11 protein-coding genes and 1 pseudogene are annotated in these 14,581 nt (G+C 59.2%); 10 read left to right on the forward strand and 2 right to left on the reverse strand.

Features of this window, described 5'->3' with window-relative positions; genetic code table 11:
* The 3 genes and pseudogenes from K5D32_RS24115 to K5D32_RS24125 form a co-directional block, all read left to right on the forward strand.
* A pseudogene (locus tag K5D32_RS24115) lies at positions 1-483 on the forward strand (type VI secretion system tip protein VgrG); the annotation flags it as partial.
* Complete coding sequence (locus tag K5D32_RS24120) at positions 480-2,042, forward strand: hypothetical protein (RefSeq protein ID WP_221602070.1); 1,563 nt, start codon at positions 480-482, stop codon at positions 2,040-2,042. The pseudogene K5D32_RS24115 and the gene K5D32_RS24120, both read left to right, overlap by 4 nt.
* Before the next feature lie 8 nt (positions 2,043-2,050).
* Positions 2,051-2,992, forward strand: coding sequence for a PoNe immunity protein domain-containing protein (locus K5D32_RS24125; protein WP_221602071.1), 942 nt, complete (start codon positions 2,051-2,053; stop codon positions 2,990-2,992).
* A gap of 52 nt (positions 2,993-3,044) precedes the next feature.
* Here the strand turns inward: K5D32_RS24125 and K5D32_RS24130 are convergent, their stop codons facing one another.
* Positions 3,045-3,590, reverse strand: a complete 546-nt coding sequence (locus K5D32_RS24130; protein ID WP_221593984.1) for a Bro-N domain-containing protein — start codon at positions 3,588-3,590, stop codon at positions 3,045-3,047.
* 541 nt (positions 3,591-4,131) lie between these two features.
* Between K5D32_RS24130 and gspK the strand changes: the two genes are divergently transcribed.
* Positions 4,132-5,097, forward strand: a complete 966-nt coding sequence (gene gspK / locus K5D32_RS24135) for a type II secretion system minor pseudopilin GspK (protein ID WP_221602072.1) — start codon at positions 4,132-4,134, stop codon at positions 5,095-5,097.
* Positions 5,098-5,174: 77 nt separating this feature from the next.
* Here gspK and K5D32_RS24140 read toward each other — a convergent pair whose 3' ends face one another.
* On the reverse strand, positions 5,175-7,205 hold the full coding sequence (locus K5D32_RS24140) for a PhoX family phosphatase (RefSeq protein WP_221602073.1): 2,031 nt from the start codon (positions 7,203-7,205) through the stop codon (positions 5,175-5,177).
* A gap of 231 nt (positions 7,206-7,436) precedes the next feature.
* On the opposite strand from K5D32_RS24140, the gene K5D32_RS24145 reads away from it, so the two are divergent.
* Genes K5D32_RS24145 through gspG form a run of 6 tightly spaced genes read left to right on the forward strand, consistent with a single transcriptional unit; the run spans position 7,437 to position 14,580 of the window.
* On the forward strand, positions 7,437-9,089 hold the full coding sequence (locus tag K5D32_RS24145; protein ID WP_221602075.1) for a lipoprotein UxpA: 1,653 nt from the start codon (positions 7,437-7,439) through the stop codon (positions 9,087-9,089).
* Complete coding sequence (locus K5D32_RS24150) at positions 9,086-9,514, forward strand: pilus assembly protein PilZ (protein ID WP_221578714.1); 429 nt, start codon at positions 9,086-9,088, stop codon at positions 9,512-9,514. The genes K5D32_RS24145 and K5D32_RS24150 overlap by 4 nt, the downstream gene beginning before the upstream one ends.
* A 3-nt stretch (positions 9,515-9,517) precedes the next feature.
* On the forward strand, positions 9,518-11,464 hold the full coding sequence (gene gspD / locus K5D32_RS24155) for a type II secretion system secretin GspD (protein WP_221602077.1): 1,947 nt from the start codon (positions 9,518-9,520) through the stop codon (positions 11,462-11,464).
* 5 nt (positions 11,465-11,469) lie between these two features.
* Positions 11,470-12,918, forward strand: a complete 1,449-nt coding sequence (locus K5D32_RS24160) for a GspE/PulE family protein (RefSeq protein ID WP_221602104.1) — start codon at positions 11,470-11,472, stop codon at positions 12,916-12,918.
* A gap of 3 nt (positions 12,919-12,921) precedes the next feature.
* Complete coding sequence (gspF, locus tag K5D32_RS24165; protein ID WP_221602079.1) at positions 12,922-14,124, forward strand: type II secretion system inner membrane protein GspF; 1,203 nt, start codon at positions 12,922-12,924, stop codon at positions 14,122-14,124.
* Positions 14,125-14,142: 18 nt separating this feature from the next.
* Positions 14,143-14,580 (forward strand): type II secretion system major pseudopilin GspG, encoded by a 438-nt coding sequence (gspG, locus tag K5D32_RS24170; protein WP_221578711.1) that lies wholly within the window; start codon positions 14,143-14,145, stop codon positions 14,578-14,580.
* The last annotated feature ends 1 nt before the right edge of the window (position 14,581 follow it).

The raw sequence follows: 14,581 nt of genomic DNA on the forward strand, positions 1-14,581 counted from the left end.
ATCAAGATCGATGCTGGCGGCGTGACCATCAGTGGGGCGCAGGTGAAGACCAATTCCGGTGGGTCGCCGGGAGACGGGACGGGGATCGGTATTCTGGCTCCGCTGATTCCGGGCCTCGCCGCTGCCGACAGAGCCGGGCAATTAATGAAAGCCGCCAAGGCCAACCCGACCTGGCTGGAACTGAACCTGCATTACGACAACTTGGAGCCCGTCCCCGGCGCCTCCTATCGCGTTGAGTTTGCCGATGGCTCGACCCGAGAAGGCGTACTGGACGACGACGGATTTGCCCGCCTGGAGGATGTCCCCAAAGGCCCGGCCAAGGTGTATTACGGCGAAGATCCACGACCGTTCAGTCGCGAAAGCGTCGCTGTCGTTCAGAGCACGGACGAAAAGGTGAACGAAGATTTACGCAAACTCGGCCTGGACCCGGATCAGGTTGATTTACAGGCATTGGTAGAAAAAGCCGCAGGGAGGCTGGCATGAGTCAGAAAGTCGCCGCAGGCGCAAACAAAGGTGGCGAAGACCGTAGCGCCGCTTACCAAGAAGCAGCCGTTGAACTGGCCAAAGGCATCGCACTCGGCGCAGTGCCGTTTCTGGGGCAGGCCATCGACGCCTACGACACCATCGAATCCTCTATCGTCCTCTACAACGCAGAGACAACCGACGGCAAGGAAGACGCGCAATTTGATCTGTTGATGGCCGTCATCGGCTGGATTCCAGGGCCGGGTGATGGCCTGAAGAAAAGCCTGCGCATCGTCAACAAAGACCCCCAACGCTACGCCCCGGTGCTGTTCGACCTGCTGCGCTTCGTGCTGCAAGAGTGTGGCATTAAAACCAGCCCCGAAGAACTGCTCAAACAGGTCTTCGATGCCGGCAAATTGAGCTCTGAACTCGACGACATCATCACCGGCGTAAAGGGCTCGTCTACATTTCAGAGCCTGCCCAACTGGGCAAAAACCGCAGTCGTCACCGTCCTCGCGGCATCCCGTGACAATATGCCTGCGATGGTGGGGATTGTTGAGAAACGGCTGGTGAAGTGGAAGGGGATGCAGCGTAATAGTTCTGGGATGGCGTCAGGCACCAGTCAACCCGCGCAGGGTAAGAAGCCAGCGGCAAAAGATTCTACCGTGGCTACTCAAGGTAAAGACGGGGCAAGCGGTACTGCGTCTCAGAAAGACGATCAGACAACGTTAGGTGTTCGCTCACTCTATGACATTAGCAATGAAGGATTGGGAGTTAGTGGAGAACATATTGCTGACTACATCTGCGCAGTGGAGTTCGGTTGGGGCAAGGATTGGGACGGGCATGACAAGGGTGCTGATGGGAATTGGCTGGAGGGATTGCCGAGTGGGAATAAGTTGGGGAAGCTCTCAAAAGGTGGTAGCCCTAAGTCCCGTCATGTTCTATATAAGCTGACAGATGGAGCGAATGGAACCGGTATCGATTCTGTTTGGCGCGCCGATCCGGCTACAAACAACGGAAAAAAATTCGCGATTGTTGAGGCTAAAGCGAGTCGCGATGAAGATGGACCGAAGTTTATGCGAAAATCCAATAACACCCGTAAGCCCAGTGTCGCGTCAACACTGGGTGTTTCGGGGCTTACGGATCCAAGCGAGCTGCTTGAGCCGTTAGACACTGACCAAGTTGCGCCTGCCGGAAAGAAAAAGGGCAAACTCTCACGTTCAAAAAGCTCTCCCGCTACGGCTGATAAAAAAGACAAACCTGCAAAACAGCCAAAGGAAATTCTTGTTCAAATGAGCAAGGAGTGGATTGAGGTAAATATTGATAGTGCTGTGTCGGAGCGATTCGCTGATCAGGTTATGCTTTCCTACAGTCGACATTTATTTTATGCTCCTTTATATCATCCTAAGCAAAGTCCCAAACAGCATGCTGAGGCTCGAAAAAATAATAGCGATGAAGCCGCCCATGCTAGCCATTCTGCTTTTCATTATGTCGAGAGCGAGATTAAGGCGTTTGTGAATAAACGAAAAAGATCTCTTGCAGAAAAGTACGGAAAGCTACCGTCTCTGGCCGTTGAGTAATAGTGATTATGAATAAGAGACAAAAATTTCTTAGTGAGTTCAGGTATAAAGATTTCTTAGCCTATAGCGAAGAAACGGAAGAGTTTTGGGCACATAATAAGTTTGAGTCTGACTCTCCTGAACAAGAAGGATTGTTAAGAGCCAGTCACTTTAAAAAAGTGGCGTTAAAAAAACTATTTATATCTTACACGGCAGGTTTGGAGATTTCTGCGCTGATACCTTTGCTTGAAAATCTCGTGTCGAAATACGAAGAGCGGCAGAGTAAACTTGCCATTCTTGAGGGGGTTGAAAATATTTCCCCCCTTGCGATTGATGACTGGCCATATCAATTTGAAGAGTGTGTTCAGGTTTTCAGTCTCTGCATATTGCTTCATAGAACGGATCTTCTAAAAAGATTTGTCAAGCTATTGGATGATGCAGGCTACAATGGGGAAGATACTCTTTATGAGGATTTACTCCGCAAGCTCTTGCCGGGGCGTGAAGATGTAGATGAATGGTATCATGATGTTTATACGCCTTTGATTCACGCTATATACGCCGATGAAAAAGAGGAGGCATCACAACTACTTGATACGTATTGCAAGCAGTGGTACCCAGCATTCAAACAAGCGCCTTGGCACGATTCGCATTTGGATGGAGATGAAGGAAGTTACGTCGGATACTGGGCTTTCGAGGCTGGAGCTATTGCTTTTTTATACGGCATAGACGACAGCAAAATTAACCACATGGTTTATCCAAAGCATTTGGTCGAGTACGCAAGAAGCTCTCAACCCGCCAATGGACCTCAAGTCGCTCGTATAGACGCAGGCCAACCCTGCAGCAAAACCGGCTACTGGTTCACCCCCGCCCAAGCCAACTCAAGACGCCACTTCCAGCAAGGCGAAATAATGCCAAACATCAGCGACTCGAAATGGGGCGATACGCTTTGGTATTGGTCGGGCGAGGAATAATACGTTGGTGGCTGCCTGTCAAAGGTGGTCACCAATGCTTCAGGGTTGTATGTCAGTCTGCCAGCCAGCAGTCGTCGATACGCGCCCCGATCCTCTGCCAGAAACCACGCTCAGGTGGCGGTGCAATCTCTGGCGCTATGTTCGGCATATCCCGCAGCCTGATCCATGACTCATCACGCCATTGCATCACGCTCAATGACGTGCCCGGCCACTGCAAATGACAGAGCCTGGGGTTATCCAGCGTTTCATTTTGCGGCGCATGCAGCACCGTCAGCACTTCATGGGTCAGCCACTGCCGCAGCGCCCGGTTTTCGGGAACATAGTGGTGAACCAGCAATGCAAATGCGCCTGACTCGCTGACCATCAATTGCTTTTGCCACTTGCCATTAGCCTGCAACCAGACAACCCGTCGCTGATCGGCATCGAGCTTGAGTGCTGAGCGTTCACCGAGCGTCTGGCCCATCAAGCGGGCAAGGTCGGCCAGACAAAACCATGCCTGGGCTTCGCTGAAGATGGCGCGCAGCATGCGGTGGTGGCGGGAGAAAAGGGTGGCTTCAAAATGGTCTGTGCAGGGGGGCGTTGGAGCGATATTCCGCATTGGTGGCACTCTACTTGGATCACGGATTGAAGCTGCCATGAATTGTCGCCAAACAATGGGTGGCAGCTATGTGAGGGTTGGCGAACCGGCAAGTAGAAAACCCGGCAGACCCGAAGGCCTCCCGCACACAGCCGCCATAACGCGGTGGCCGACAGAATAAAACGACTGCGCCGCGATGGGGAGTATTTACTTGATCGGGTCGCCAAACCCGGTCGCTGATTTGGCAGCGAGCGGAGTGGAGGTTAGCCGTGGCGCTGCTGGTATGTAATCGGGGAATTCACAGGCGCTTGTAGGAAACCGCTATCAGGTGGCGGTGCAATCTCTGGCACTTGTATGGCGAGTCAGTGAGAGGTGAAGTGCATTGAAAATGTGTTGCTTCAAGCAGGTCGTCGCGGCCAAGGCCCCTCCCACAAGTGATATGTACGCCTTAACTGATCGGTGTATCTCGCATCGCGATCAAGACCTTTTCATAAATCTGCCACCAGCCTGAAACATTGCCGCTGTTGACTAGAGGGCTGCCCCCGAAATTCAAGGCTGGACGATGAGCAAGAACCGACAACAAGGTGCAGCGCTGCTGATGGTGCTGGTTGCCCTGGCCATGCTGGCTGCCGGGCTGGCCTGGATGGTCGAGCAGGGACGGCAGGAGGTGGACAGCGTGCGCTTGCTTCAGCAGCGGGTGCAGGCGCGATCCATTGAAAAGGCTGCGCTGGCCTTTGCCGGGCAGGCGCTCAAGGACCCGGTGTGGCGCGCCAGCCCGTTGTTCTGGCAGGCCCTGCGCGGGCAGCCTTTGAGTTATGACTTCAAGGGTGGCAAGGCGAGTATCCGGATTGTCGATTTGCACCGCTGCTTCAACGTCAACAGCCTGATCGGGCCTGAGGCCGAGCGTGCGCAAAAGCAACTGGTTTATCTGTTGGGGGCGGATATGGCGGCTGAGCGTCTGGCGCAAAGCCTGATTGACTGGATCGACGCCGATCATCAAAGCAGCCTGTACGGTGCTGAAAACAACGAATACCTGCGCTCGTCGCCCCCGCGTCTGGCGGCCAATCAGTCGATGGTCGATATCAGCGAATTGAACCTGCTGCTACCCGCCGACAGCCAGCGCGAACAACGTTATCCACAACTGTGCGCCTTGCCGGAAAACACGGGCTGGCGGTTGAATGCCAATGCCTTGAACCTCAGTGAATTGCCACTGCTGGAAGCTTTGTACGAGGGGAAAGTCGAGCGCTCGCAATTGACCCGCTTGATCAGCGGCAGACCGGCTGGAGGTTATCTGGATGCCAGCGCCTTGCGTCAGGCCATGGGCGCCATGGACGATGAAGCCTTCGCCCGACTGAGCGAAGGCTTGCAGCTCAATAGCGACCATTTTCTGGTGCAGATCGAAGTGGAACTGGATGGTCAGAAGTTTCACAGCCAATACCGCGCCGAAGCCCTGGGCATCGTGAAATGGCACAGTCGGGTGCCTGCACAGGAAATGGTGGTGCGGGAGCGAAAAGTAGGGGGGTTGTAAAGAAGCTGCAAGCTACAAGCCGCAAGCCAGACGTGCACTTGCAGCTCTCAACTTGCCGCTTGCAGCTCTTGTCCCAACTACACCGCCAGATCTCCGCCATCCGTCCGCTGGATCACTACCGTTGACGCGCGTGGTCGTACGGTGCCGACGGTCACGTCGGTCGCCACATTGGTCGATGGCCAGTTATCGGGATGCTGGATGTTGACGAACATGGTCTTGTTGTCCGGCGTAAAGGCCAGGCCGGTGACTTCGCTGCCATTGGGGCCGACGAAGAAACGACGCAGGTCGCCCTGGTTCTGGGCATTGACCGGAATCTGTTTGCCTTGGGCATCCAGCAGGTTGGTGGGGATGACCGCCAGCATCTGGTCGTTGGTGTAGCTGGTGATGGTGGATTCGCCATTGTCGGTCTGGACCCACAGCACGCCACGGCTATCGAAGCTCATGCCGTCGGGGCTGGCGAACTGGTTCAGTTCGGTCAGGCCGGAGCGGTTGATGTCTGCTGTGCCGGAAGCGTTGGCGCCAAAGACGAAGATGTCCCAGGTGAACGACACAAGATCGTCAGCATCATGCCAGCGGATAATGTGCCCATGCCTGTTGTTGACCCGCGGGTTGGCAGCGTTCGCCGTGGTGCGGCTGGTGTTGTTGGTCAGGGTCAGATAGACATCGCCATTGAGCGGGTTGACGGCTGTCCATTCCGGACGGTCCATCGGCGTTGCGCCGACTGCATCCGCAGCACCACGGGTGTTGAGGATGATGCCTGGCAGGTCGGTGAACTTGGCACCCAGGGTGCTGCTGTCGGTCGTCGCTGTGGCCACGTCGAGCAACAGCCAGTTGCCGCTGCCGTCGGCGTTGAAGCGGGCGACATAGAGTTTGCCGCTGTCCATGTATTTGGCACCGGTGGCCAGACGATCGCTCGGGTTGGCGTCGGCTGCATCCCACAGTGCGGTGGAGACGAACTTGTAGAGGTATTCATTCTGCGAGTCGTCGCCCATGTAGAAAACCACCGGCTTGCCGGGAGTGGTCAGGCCCGGCCAGCAGCCTTCGTGACGGAAGCGGCCCAGCGCGGTGCGTTTTACTGGCAGGGTCCCGGCGTTGTAAGGGTCGATTTCAACGATATAGCCATAGGTGCTGGCTTCGTTGCGGTAATCGTCCGTGGCAGTGGCACCGGACGGGGTGATGTTGAAACGGGTGAATTCGCCGTTGACCTCGGAAGCATCGCCAGCGGCAGTTTCCCAGCGATAGTTGCCGTTCGAGGTGGCGATGCCGATACGCACCTGGTCGGCTGGGCGGGTGCCTCGGTTGACGAAAATCCCCGGCCAGTTCTCTTCACAGGTCAGGTAAGTGCCCCATGGCGTGTAACCGTTGCCGCAGTTGTTGTTGGTGCCGCGAGTCTGGCTGCCGTCGGTGGAGAACACGGTCTTGACGTGATCGGTGCCTTTGAGCGGGCCGGACAGGTTCATCACCGAAGCCGTTGTGAAGCGGCGGTTCAACGGGTCGTTTTCCACTACCTGCCAGCGGTTGCCGACTTTGCTGATACGTACGACGCCAGCGCCATGGGCGTTGATTTCCTTGCGCACTTCTTCAGCCGGGCGAACGCCGCCCACCAGGGTTGGGCCGGACGGGTGCAGCGCGTTCTGGTCGATGTATTCAAAGTTGATCGCCAGCAGGCCATCAGTGGAGCTGCCGTTGATAGGGAAGTAATGCATGCCGTCATGGTGCATGCCCATGGAGTTGGCCTGATCGGTAGAGGTGTTGCTGCCGTCGCTTTTCCAGGGGTTGGCCAGATTGCTGAGCGGCGTGCCCCATGGGGCGAGAACATGAGCGGTATAACCGGCGGCCACGGTAACGGCGTCGGTGCGCGAGCCGGGAATCGAGGTGAAGCCCAGTTTCAGACCCGCTGGTGTAGCGGGTGTCGGTGCCGGGTCGTCATTCGAATCGCTGCCACTGTCGAAGCAACCGGTCAGCCCGGCGCCCGCAATCATGGCAATGGCAGCACCCAGCCCGCCGCGTACCACGCTGCGACGGCTCAGATAAGTGTCCAGCACGGATGACAGCGGTTCGTTGGTACTCAGGTTGCGGTTCTGGTTATCGCCGGTATTACGACTCATTCATCAGGTCCTTTTTATGAAATAGGTTTGGAAAAGGAACCGGGACTGTAGAAGCCGAGTGTGATGATTCATTGGCAGTTTTATTAAGAAAGCGTCTAAAAGTCGTCGGAGTTATTTCATTTTGTTACAGAGGGGCAATAAGGACCGAGGTTAAAAATCTGCCATCAAACTGTCATTTTCCATCGCCAATATGCCGCCCCTGTGAAGGATTCGCCTCAGGACACAAGAACGATGGCTTCAATGGCGCGGCGCGATGTGTTGGGATGGATGACGGCAGGTGCCATGGCACCGTTGCTGTCGGCCTGCTCAAGCCTTCAGTACAGAGGTTCTATGGCCAGCGGCAGCTACGTCGATCTGCTGTATGTGGCCGACACCCTGGATGCTCGCCAGCCTGGCAAGCCGGTGGTTCCCGCCACGCATCTGGGGCCTGCGACCCGTATCGGCCAGGCACCCTGGATCACGGGGGCCAATGCCCGCGTTCACGCCCCCGATCAAACCTCACTCAACAGCCTGCTCGACGCCAGCCTGAGCCAGCACGTCGAAACCGGTGGTTATCCGGTGCTGGGCGCGTTGCTGCAGCGTTTTCGCAGCGAAGCGGGTGAGGGCAACAGCCTTACGCTGGAGAACGGCCAATGCTGGAATGGCAGTGGCCTGGCCTATCTGACTCAGGGAAAGTCCGGCGTGCAAGGCAGCGCATTGCTGGGCACTGAAGTGCGGGTCAGCAGTGATGAGCGTCTGCTTTGGCCGCAACAATGTGCCGGTCTGTATCGCCAGTTCGGCCATCCGGTTCTTGGTGCAGACCTGGCTGGCGATGCGAGTCAGCGGCTGGGCACCGAAGCCGTGGCTTTCTTCAGACGTGGCGGAATCCGCATTGCGGTAGTCGGCATGACCGACCCTTACGCTCGCGATCAGAAACTGTCCCTCAAACAATGGCACGACAGCCTGCAACCGGCACTTGAGCGTGCCCGAGCCGATGCCGATCTGGTGATCGCTTTGGCGGATGTCGGCACCGGGTCGGGGATCTGGCTGGCTGAACGTCTGTCGCAGATCGACATGGTGTTGTGCGCGCGAGGTCAGGATCTCTGGCCGCAGCCGGTAGAAATCATGCAAGCCTCCGGCAAGCGAGTGCCCGTGGTATTGAGCGGGACTCGTGCCAGTGGCGCTTTTCGCATTCGTTGCCAGCAGGTCGCCGGGCAATGGCAGTTCACGGCGCGCTTTCATGCAGCACTGGAAGGCGCCTTGACTGCGGCTGATCAGGTTCAGGCGCAACACATCCGGCAGCTTGCCCAGCAACAGCGCGCCGCCCATGCCGGTTGGCTTGACGAGCCACTGGCCCGTGCGCCGGAAAACCTCTGGCGTCGGGATGTACGCGGCGGCAGTTGGGACCGATTGCTGCATGAGGCATTGGCCGAGCGTCCTGACAGCGCCGTGTTGCTGCCGGGCCTGCGCTACGACAGCCCGCTTGCACAAGGGCAGATGATTACCCGCGAACACCTGATCAGCCTGACCGGCAGCTATCCGGCTCCGGTAGTGAATGTACCGGCCAGACAAGTCCCCAAAGTGCTGGAAAACGTCGCCGAGCAAATGTTTGGCGATATGTTGTTGCTGGACAACAGCCAGGACCTGCCGCGCTGGATGAGCCATTCATGGGAAGTCACTTACAGCGCGGGTGGCAAGCGGATCAATGGCGTGGGCGAACCCGCCGGGCAGTGCCGCACCTTTGGCCTGGGTTTCGACGCCCAGGCCGGTCAGCCGCTCTGGCAGCACCTTGAAGCCTGGCTTCGTGAACGTCCTGCGGACTGGCGCATCGCGCCTTTGCAACTGCCCAGAATGCGTTACGTACAAGGCCATCCCGGCTGGCATCCACGAGAGTCTGCCGCATGACTCGTCTGGTCTGGGCGAGCCATGTGCTTCTGGTGATGCTGGTCGGCTGGCTGGCGGCACAGTGTGTGTTGCAGGCCTGGCATGGTCTGGCGCGACCCGTCACCGGTAGCGCGGCCCCGGCTCCAGTGGCCGGTCTGTTGAGCAGCCACTGGCGAGCCGGTCCCGTTCTCAGCAATGAATTGCCACTGACCACGCTGGGCATCGAATACCTGGGCAGCCTCAAGGCCATTCCCCTGAGCGCCACGGTAGTGGTGCTACGTTTCGAGCAACGCCAGCGCACCTTGGGGCGCGGTCAGAAGCTGGCTCCCGGCGTTTCTCTGCATGACATCGATGAGCTGGGCATGGTGTTCGACAACAACGGCAAGCTCGAACGTTTGCCATGGCCTGCGCAACGGCCGTCCTTCGGCTTCAAGCAACAGGGATAAGCAATGACTTCCTCTCGTCTCAAGCAACCGCTGCGTCTTGCCCTCCTGCTGTGTGCTCTGACCCTGACCGGTGTGAGTGCCGAAGAAGAGCCTTTGTACGAGGTCAACTTTGTCGATACCGAACTCAGCGAGTTCATCGACAGCGTTTCGCGCATTACCCACACCACCTTCATCATCGACCCGCGGGTCAAAGGCAAGGTCACGGTGCGCAGCAGCGAGATGCTGGGCAGTGAAGAGATCTACGATATTTTTCTGGCTCAATTGCGCGCTCAGGGTTTCGCGGCGGTTGACCTGCCAAACGGCAGCGTGAAGATTGTGCCCGATCAGGCGGCTCGCCTTGAGCCCGTGCCGGTGGAGGCGGGCCGTAATGCGTCGCAGGCCAACGATGGCATGGCGACCCGCGTGTTCAACGTGCGCAACGCTGCCAGCGAACAGATGCTCAATATCCTCAAGCCGCTGATCGACCCGCGAGTGGGCGTGATCACGCCGTACCCTTCGGCCAACCTGTTGGTGATTACCGACTGGCGCAGCAACCTGGACCGTATCGACAGCCTGCTGGTGCAGCTCGATCAGGTCAGCCAGGAACCCCTGGAAGTGCTGCCGCTGAAAAACGCCAATGCCAACGACACCGCGCAACTGGTCACGCGCCTGCTGGCCCGCGAGCAGGGTGCCGACAGCGCACAAGTGGTGGCCGACCCGCGCAGCAATGCCTTGCTGGTACGCGGCAGCACCGACAGCCGCGCACGGGTGCGGGCCTTGCTCAAGCAACTGGATAAACCCTACGACCCGCTGCACAACGCAAATACCGTGGTGATCTACCTGCGCCATGCCAATGCGGCGGAAGTGGTCAAGGTCCTGCGCGGCCTCAGTCAGGACATTGCCGCGCCGACCTCATCGGCTCAGGGAAGTGAGAAGTCTGTGCCGGTGAGCACTTCGGGCATTCGCATGGAATACGAGGAAGGCACCAATGCCGTGGTGATGGTCGGGCCGGACAGCGAGTTGACGGCCTATCGCAGCATCGTCGAGCAACTGGACATTCGGCGTGCGCAAGTGGTGGTCGAGGCCATCATTGCCGAAGTGTCGGACACCCGCGCTCAGGAACTGGGCGTGCAATGGCTGTTTCAGGGCAACAATTTCGGGGGCGGTGCAATCAATTTCAGCGGTAATAATGCGCCGAGCGTCACCAGCGTGGGCGCGCTGGCACAGTCCGGGGACACGGCCGGCCTGGGGCAATTGCTGGCCGGGGTCCAGGGTGTGACAGCCGGGGTCGGCAACCTGAGCGGTGGCGGGCTGAATTTTCTGGCCTTGCTCAATGCCCTGAAAAGCCAGAGCGGTTTCAATCTTTTGTCGACGCCGACCTTGCTGACGCTGGATAACGCCGAGGCGTCGATTCTGGTGGGGCAGGAAGTGCCTTTCGTGACCGGCTCGGTGACCCAGGACAACACCAACCCGTACCAGACCATCGAACGCAAGGAAGTGGGTGTGAAGCTGCGCATCAAGCCGCAGATCAACATCGACAACACCGTGCGCCTGGACATCGTGCAAGAGGTTTCGTCGATTGCCGACAGCACCACGGCCAGCGATGTCATCACCAACAAACGCGAAATCAAGACCAAAGTCATGGTCGAGGACAACGGGCTTGTGGTGCTCGGCGGGCTGATCGGGGACGAGTCCACCACCAGCGATCAACGGGTGCCGTTGCTGGGTGACATTCCGGTGCTGGGCCGGCTGTTTCGCTCCGACTCGACCCAGCGGGTCAAACAGAACCTGATGGTCTTCATTCGCCCGCGCATCGTGCGCGACGGCGAGACGCTGGCTCAGCTCAGCAGCGAGAAATACCGCAACCTCAAGGCCAGCACTTCGTTGGCGCTGCCGGGTGCAAGCGAGGGCGATCCGCTGCTGCAATTGTTTCCGGCGAGCCGCGAACGTCTGGATCAGGGCGCATGGTGAACGCGTTGCTGCCTTATCGCATGGCACGCCAGAGCGGCGTCGCCAGAGTGCCGACCGATACGGGCTGGCAGCTATGGCTGCGTGCCGGCAGCGACACCGACACCTTGCAGGAAGTGATGCGCGTGCATGGCGTGCCAAACGCGGTGGAGCATCTTTCGACCCAGGATTATGAAACCCGGCTGGGCGTGCTGTACCAGGCCGGCGAGTCGGCCACCGCCGCATTGATCGACGGGATTGGCGAGCAGGTCGACCTCGACAGCCTCATGAGCGAACTGCCCAAGATCGAAGACCTGCTGGAGAACGATAACGACGCGCCGGTGATTCGCCTGATCAACGGCCTGTTCGGCGAAGCGTTGCGTTTGCAGGCTTCGGATATTCATGTGGAAACCTTCGAGGCGAGTCTGGTGATTCGCTTGCGCATCGACGGGCACATGCGTGAAGTGCTGCGCCCGCCACGTGCGTTGTCGACGATGCTGGTGTCGCGGATCAAGGTCATGGCCCGGCTGGATATCGCCGAAAAACGCCAGCCTCAGGATGGCCGGATTACCCTGCGCTCTGCCGGGCGTGAAGTGGACATTCGCGTTTCGACCTTGCCGGGCATTCACGGCGAGCGCGTGGTGATGCGGGTGTTGGACAAGCAGGCGAGCCTGTTGGACCTGGGCAACCTCGGCATGCCGTTTGACGTGGAGCAAGGGCTGCGAGCCTGTCTGCAACGGCCCAACGGCATCGTGCTCAGCACCGGCCCGACGGGCTCGGGCAAGACCACCACGCTTTACGCGAGCCTGAACAGCCTCAACGATGGTTCCTGCAACATTCTGACCGTTGAAGATCCGGTCGAATACGCGATCACCGGCATCGGCCAGACTGCGATCAATCCCAAGGCAGGAATGACCTTTGCCAATGGCTTGCGGGCCATTCTGCGCCAGGACCCTGACGTCATTATGCTCGGCGAAATCCGCGACCGGGAAACGGCGCAGATTGCTGTGCAGGCCAGCCTCACAGGGCACCTGGTGCTTTCCACTTTGCACACCAACAGCGCGGTGGGCGCGGTGACGCGCTTGCGGGACATGGGCATCGAACCTTTCCTGATCGCATCGACCCTCAAGGGCGTGCTGGCCCAGCGACTGGTGCGTCGTTTGTGTCATTGCGCCGTTGCGCAACCCTTGCAGGACGCCGAGCGGATGCTGTGGCCGGAACTGGCCGGGCTCACCGAAAGCTTTCACCCTCAAGGCTGCGACGCCTGCCAGGGCAGCGGCTATGACGGTCGCATGGGGTTGTACGAATTCATCGAGCTGGACGCCGGCCTGATTGCCTTGCTGTACGACGGCGCCAGCGAAGTGGCGATGCAGGAATACCTGGCCGACAAGCGACAGAGCCTTGTGGCCATGGCTACCGAATGCCTGCGGCGTGGCGAAACCAGTCTGGCGCAGGTCTTGCGCGCTGTGCGGGGCTGACCGATGCCGACTTATCGCTATCAGGCGCTCGACCCGGCAGGCCGTACGCGCAAGGCCAGCCTTCAGGCGGAAAGCGAGCGTCACGCCCGACAGCTCTTGCGTGAACAAGGCCTGTTCGCCCGTGACTTGCAGATTCAGGATTCAGCCTCGCGCAGCCCTCGCGGCCAGCGCCTCAATCACACCCAGTTATGTGAACTGACACGCCAGTTGTCGACGCTGCTCAGTGCCGGAATTGCGCTGGTGGATGCCCTGGCGACACTCGAACGGCAACTGGCCGAACCCGCGATTCGCAACCTGTTGGTGGCCGTGCGCGGCGCTCTGGGTGAAGGGCACAGCCTGGCGCAAAGCCTGCGTCGACAAGGTGGCCTGTTCACGGGGCTGTATTGCGCGCTGGTGGAGGCGGGCGAGCGCTCCGGCAAGCTGGCACCGGTGCTGGAGCGTCTGGCCGAGCACCTTGAGCAGGTCCAGCGTCAGCGCCACAAGGCCCGTACCGCCATGATCTATCCGGCGGTGCTGATGCTGGTTTCGCTGGCCGTGGTCGTTGGCCTGATGACGTTTGTGGTCCCCAAGCTCACCGAGCAATTCAGTCATACCGGGCAGAGCCTGCCGCTGATTACGCAATTGCTGATCGGCATCAGCGAAGGGCTGGTGCATGTCGGCCCGTGGCTGTTGGTGCTGGCGTTATTGGCCGCAGTGGGTGCGGGTTTCCTGTTGCGCAAGGCCCATTGGCGATTGCGCATGGACCGCAGCCTGCTGCGCCTGCCCAAGGTCGGCCCGTTGCTGACCGTGCTGGAAAGCGCACGGCTGGCCCGCAGTCTGGCGATTCTGGTGGGCAGCGGCGTGCCGTTGCTCGAAGCCCTGCACGTGGCCACTGCCACCGTGAGCAACCGCGAAGTGCATCGGGCGCTGGAAACCGTTCGTGAACAGGTCGAGGGCGGCGTCAGCCTGCACCGCGCCCTGAACGCTGCCGGCCACTTTCCGCCGCTGCTGCTCAACATGGTCGCCAGCGGCGAGGCCAGCGGGACCTTGCCGGACATGCTCGAACGGGTGGCGGACAACCAGGAGCGCGGCTTTACCCGCAACGTGGACATGCTCATGGCCTTGTTCGAGCCCTTGATGATTCTGGTGATGGGCGGTGTGGTGCTGTTCATCGTCCTGGCCGTGCTGTTGCCGATCATGCAGCTCAACCAGGGACTTACTTTCTGACTCATGGAGAACCGTCTTATGCCCAAGCCAGCCTCACGCCGTCAGCGCGGTTTCACGCTGATGGAAATCATGGTGGTGATTTTCATCATCGGCCTGTTGATCGCCGTGGTTGCGCCCAGCGTACTGGGCAATCAGGACAAGGCCATGCGCCAGAAAGTCCTGGCCGACCTGTCCACCCTTGAGCAGGCGCTGGACATGTATCGCCTCGACAACCTGCGCTATCCCAGTACCGACCAAGGCCTGGCTGCCTTGACCAGCGCGCCCACGGTCGAGCCACTGGCACGCTCATGGCGGGCCGACGGCTATATCCGTCGCCTGCCAGCGGACCCGTGGGGCAACCCGTATCACTATCGTGCGCCCGGCGAACATGGACGCATCGATATCTACTCGCTAGGGGCCGATGGCGCGCAGGGCGGTGAAGGCACCGATGGCGATATCGGGAACTGGAACCTCTAGG

The organism is Pseudomonas cichorii (assembly GCF_019719005.1).
Classification (GTDB): Bacteria; Pseudomonadota; Gammaproteobacteria; order Pseudomonadales; family Pseudomonadaceae; genus Aquipseudomonas; species Aquipseudomonas cichorii_E.

Coding starts and splice junctions, on each gene's coding strand:
- K5D32_RS24120 (WP_221602070.1), top strand. CDS start 480: ATGAGTCAGAAAGTCGCCGCAGGCGCAAACAAAGGTGGCGAAGACCGT.
- K5D32_RS24125 (WP_221602071.1), top strand. CDS start 2,051: ATGAATAAGAGACAAAAATTTCTTAGTGAGTTCAGGTATAAAGATTTC.
- K5D32_RS24130 (WP_221593984.1), bottom strand. CDS start 3,590: ATGCGGAATATCGCTCCAACGCCCCCCTGCACAGACCATTTTGAAGCC.
- gspK (WP_221602072.1), top strand. CDS start 4,132: ATGAGCAAGAACCGACAACAAGGTGCAGCGCTGCTGATGGTGCTGGTT.
- K5D32_RS24140 (WP_221602073.1), bottom strand. CDS start 7,205: ATGAGTCGTAATACCGGCGATAACCAGAACCGCAACCTGAGTACCAAC.
- K5D32_RS24145 (WP_221602075.1), top strand. CDS start 7,437: ATGGCTTCAATGGCGCGGCGCGATGTGTTGGGATGGATGACGGCAGGT.
- K5D32_RS24150 (WP_221578714.1), top strand. CDS start 9,086: ATGACTCGTCTGGTCTGGGCGAGCCATGTGCTTCTGGTGATGCTGGTC.
- gspD (WP_221602077.1), top strand. CDS start 9,518: ATGACTTCCTCTCGTCTCAAGCAACCGCTGCGTCTTGCCCTCCTGCTG.
- gspF (WP_221602079.1), top strand. CDS start 12,922: ATGCCGACTTATCGCTATCAGGCGCTCGACCCGGCAGGCCGTACGCGC.
- gspG (WP_221578711.1), top strand. CDS start 14,143: ATGCCCAAGCCAGCCTCACGCCGTCAGCGCGGTTTCACGCTGATGGAA.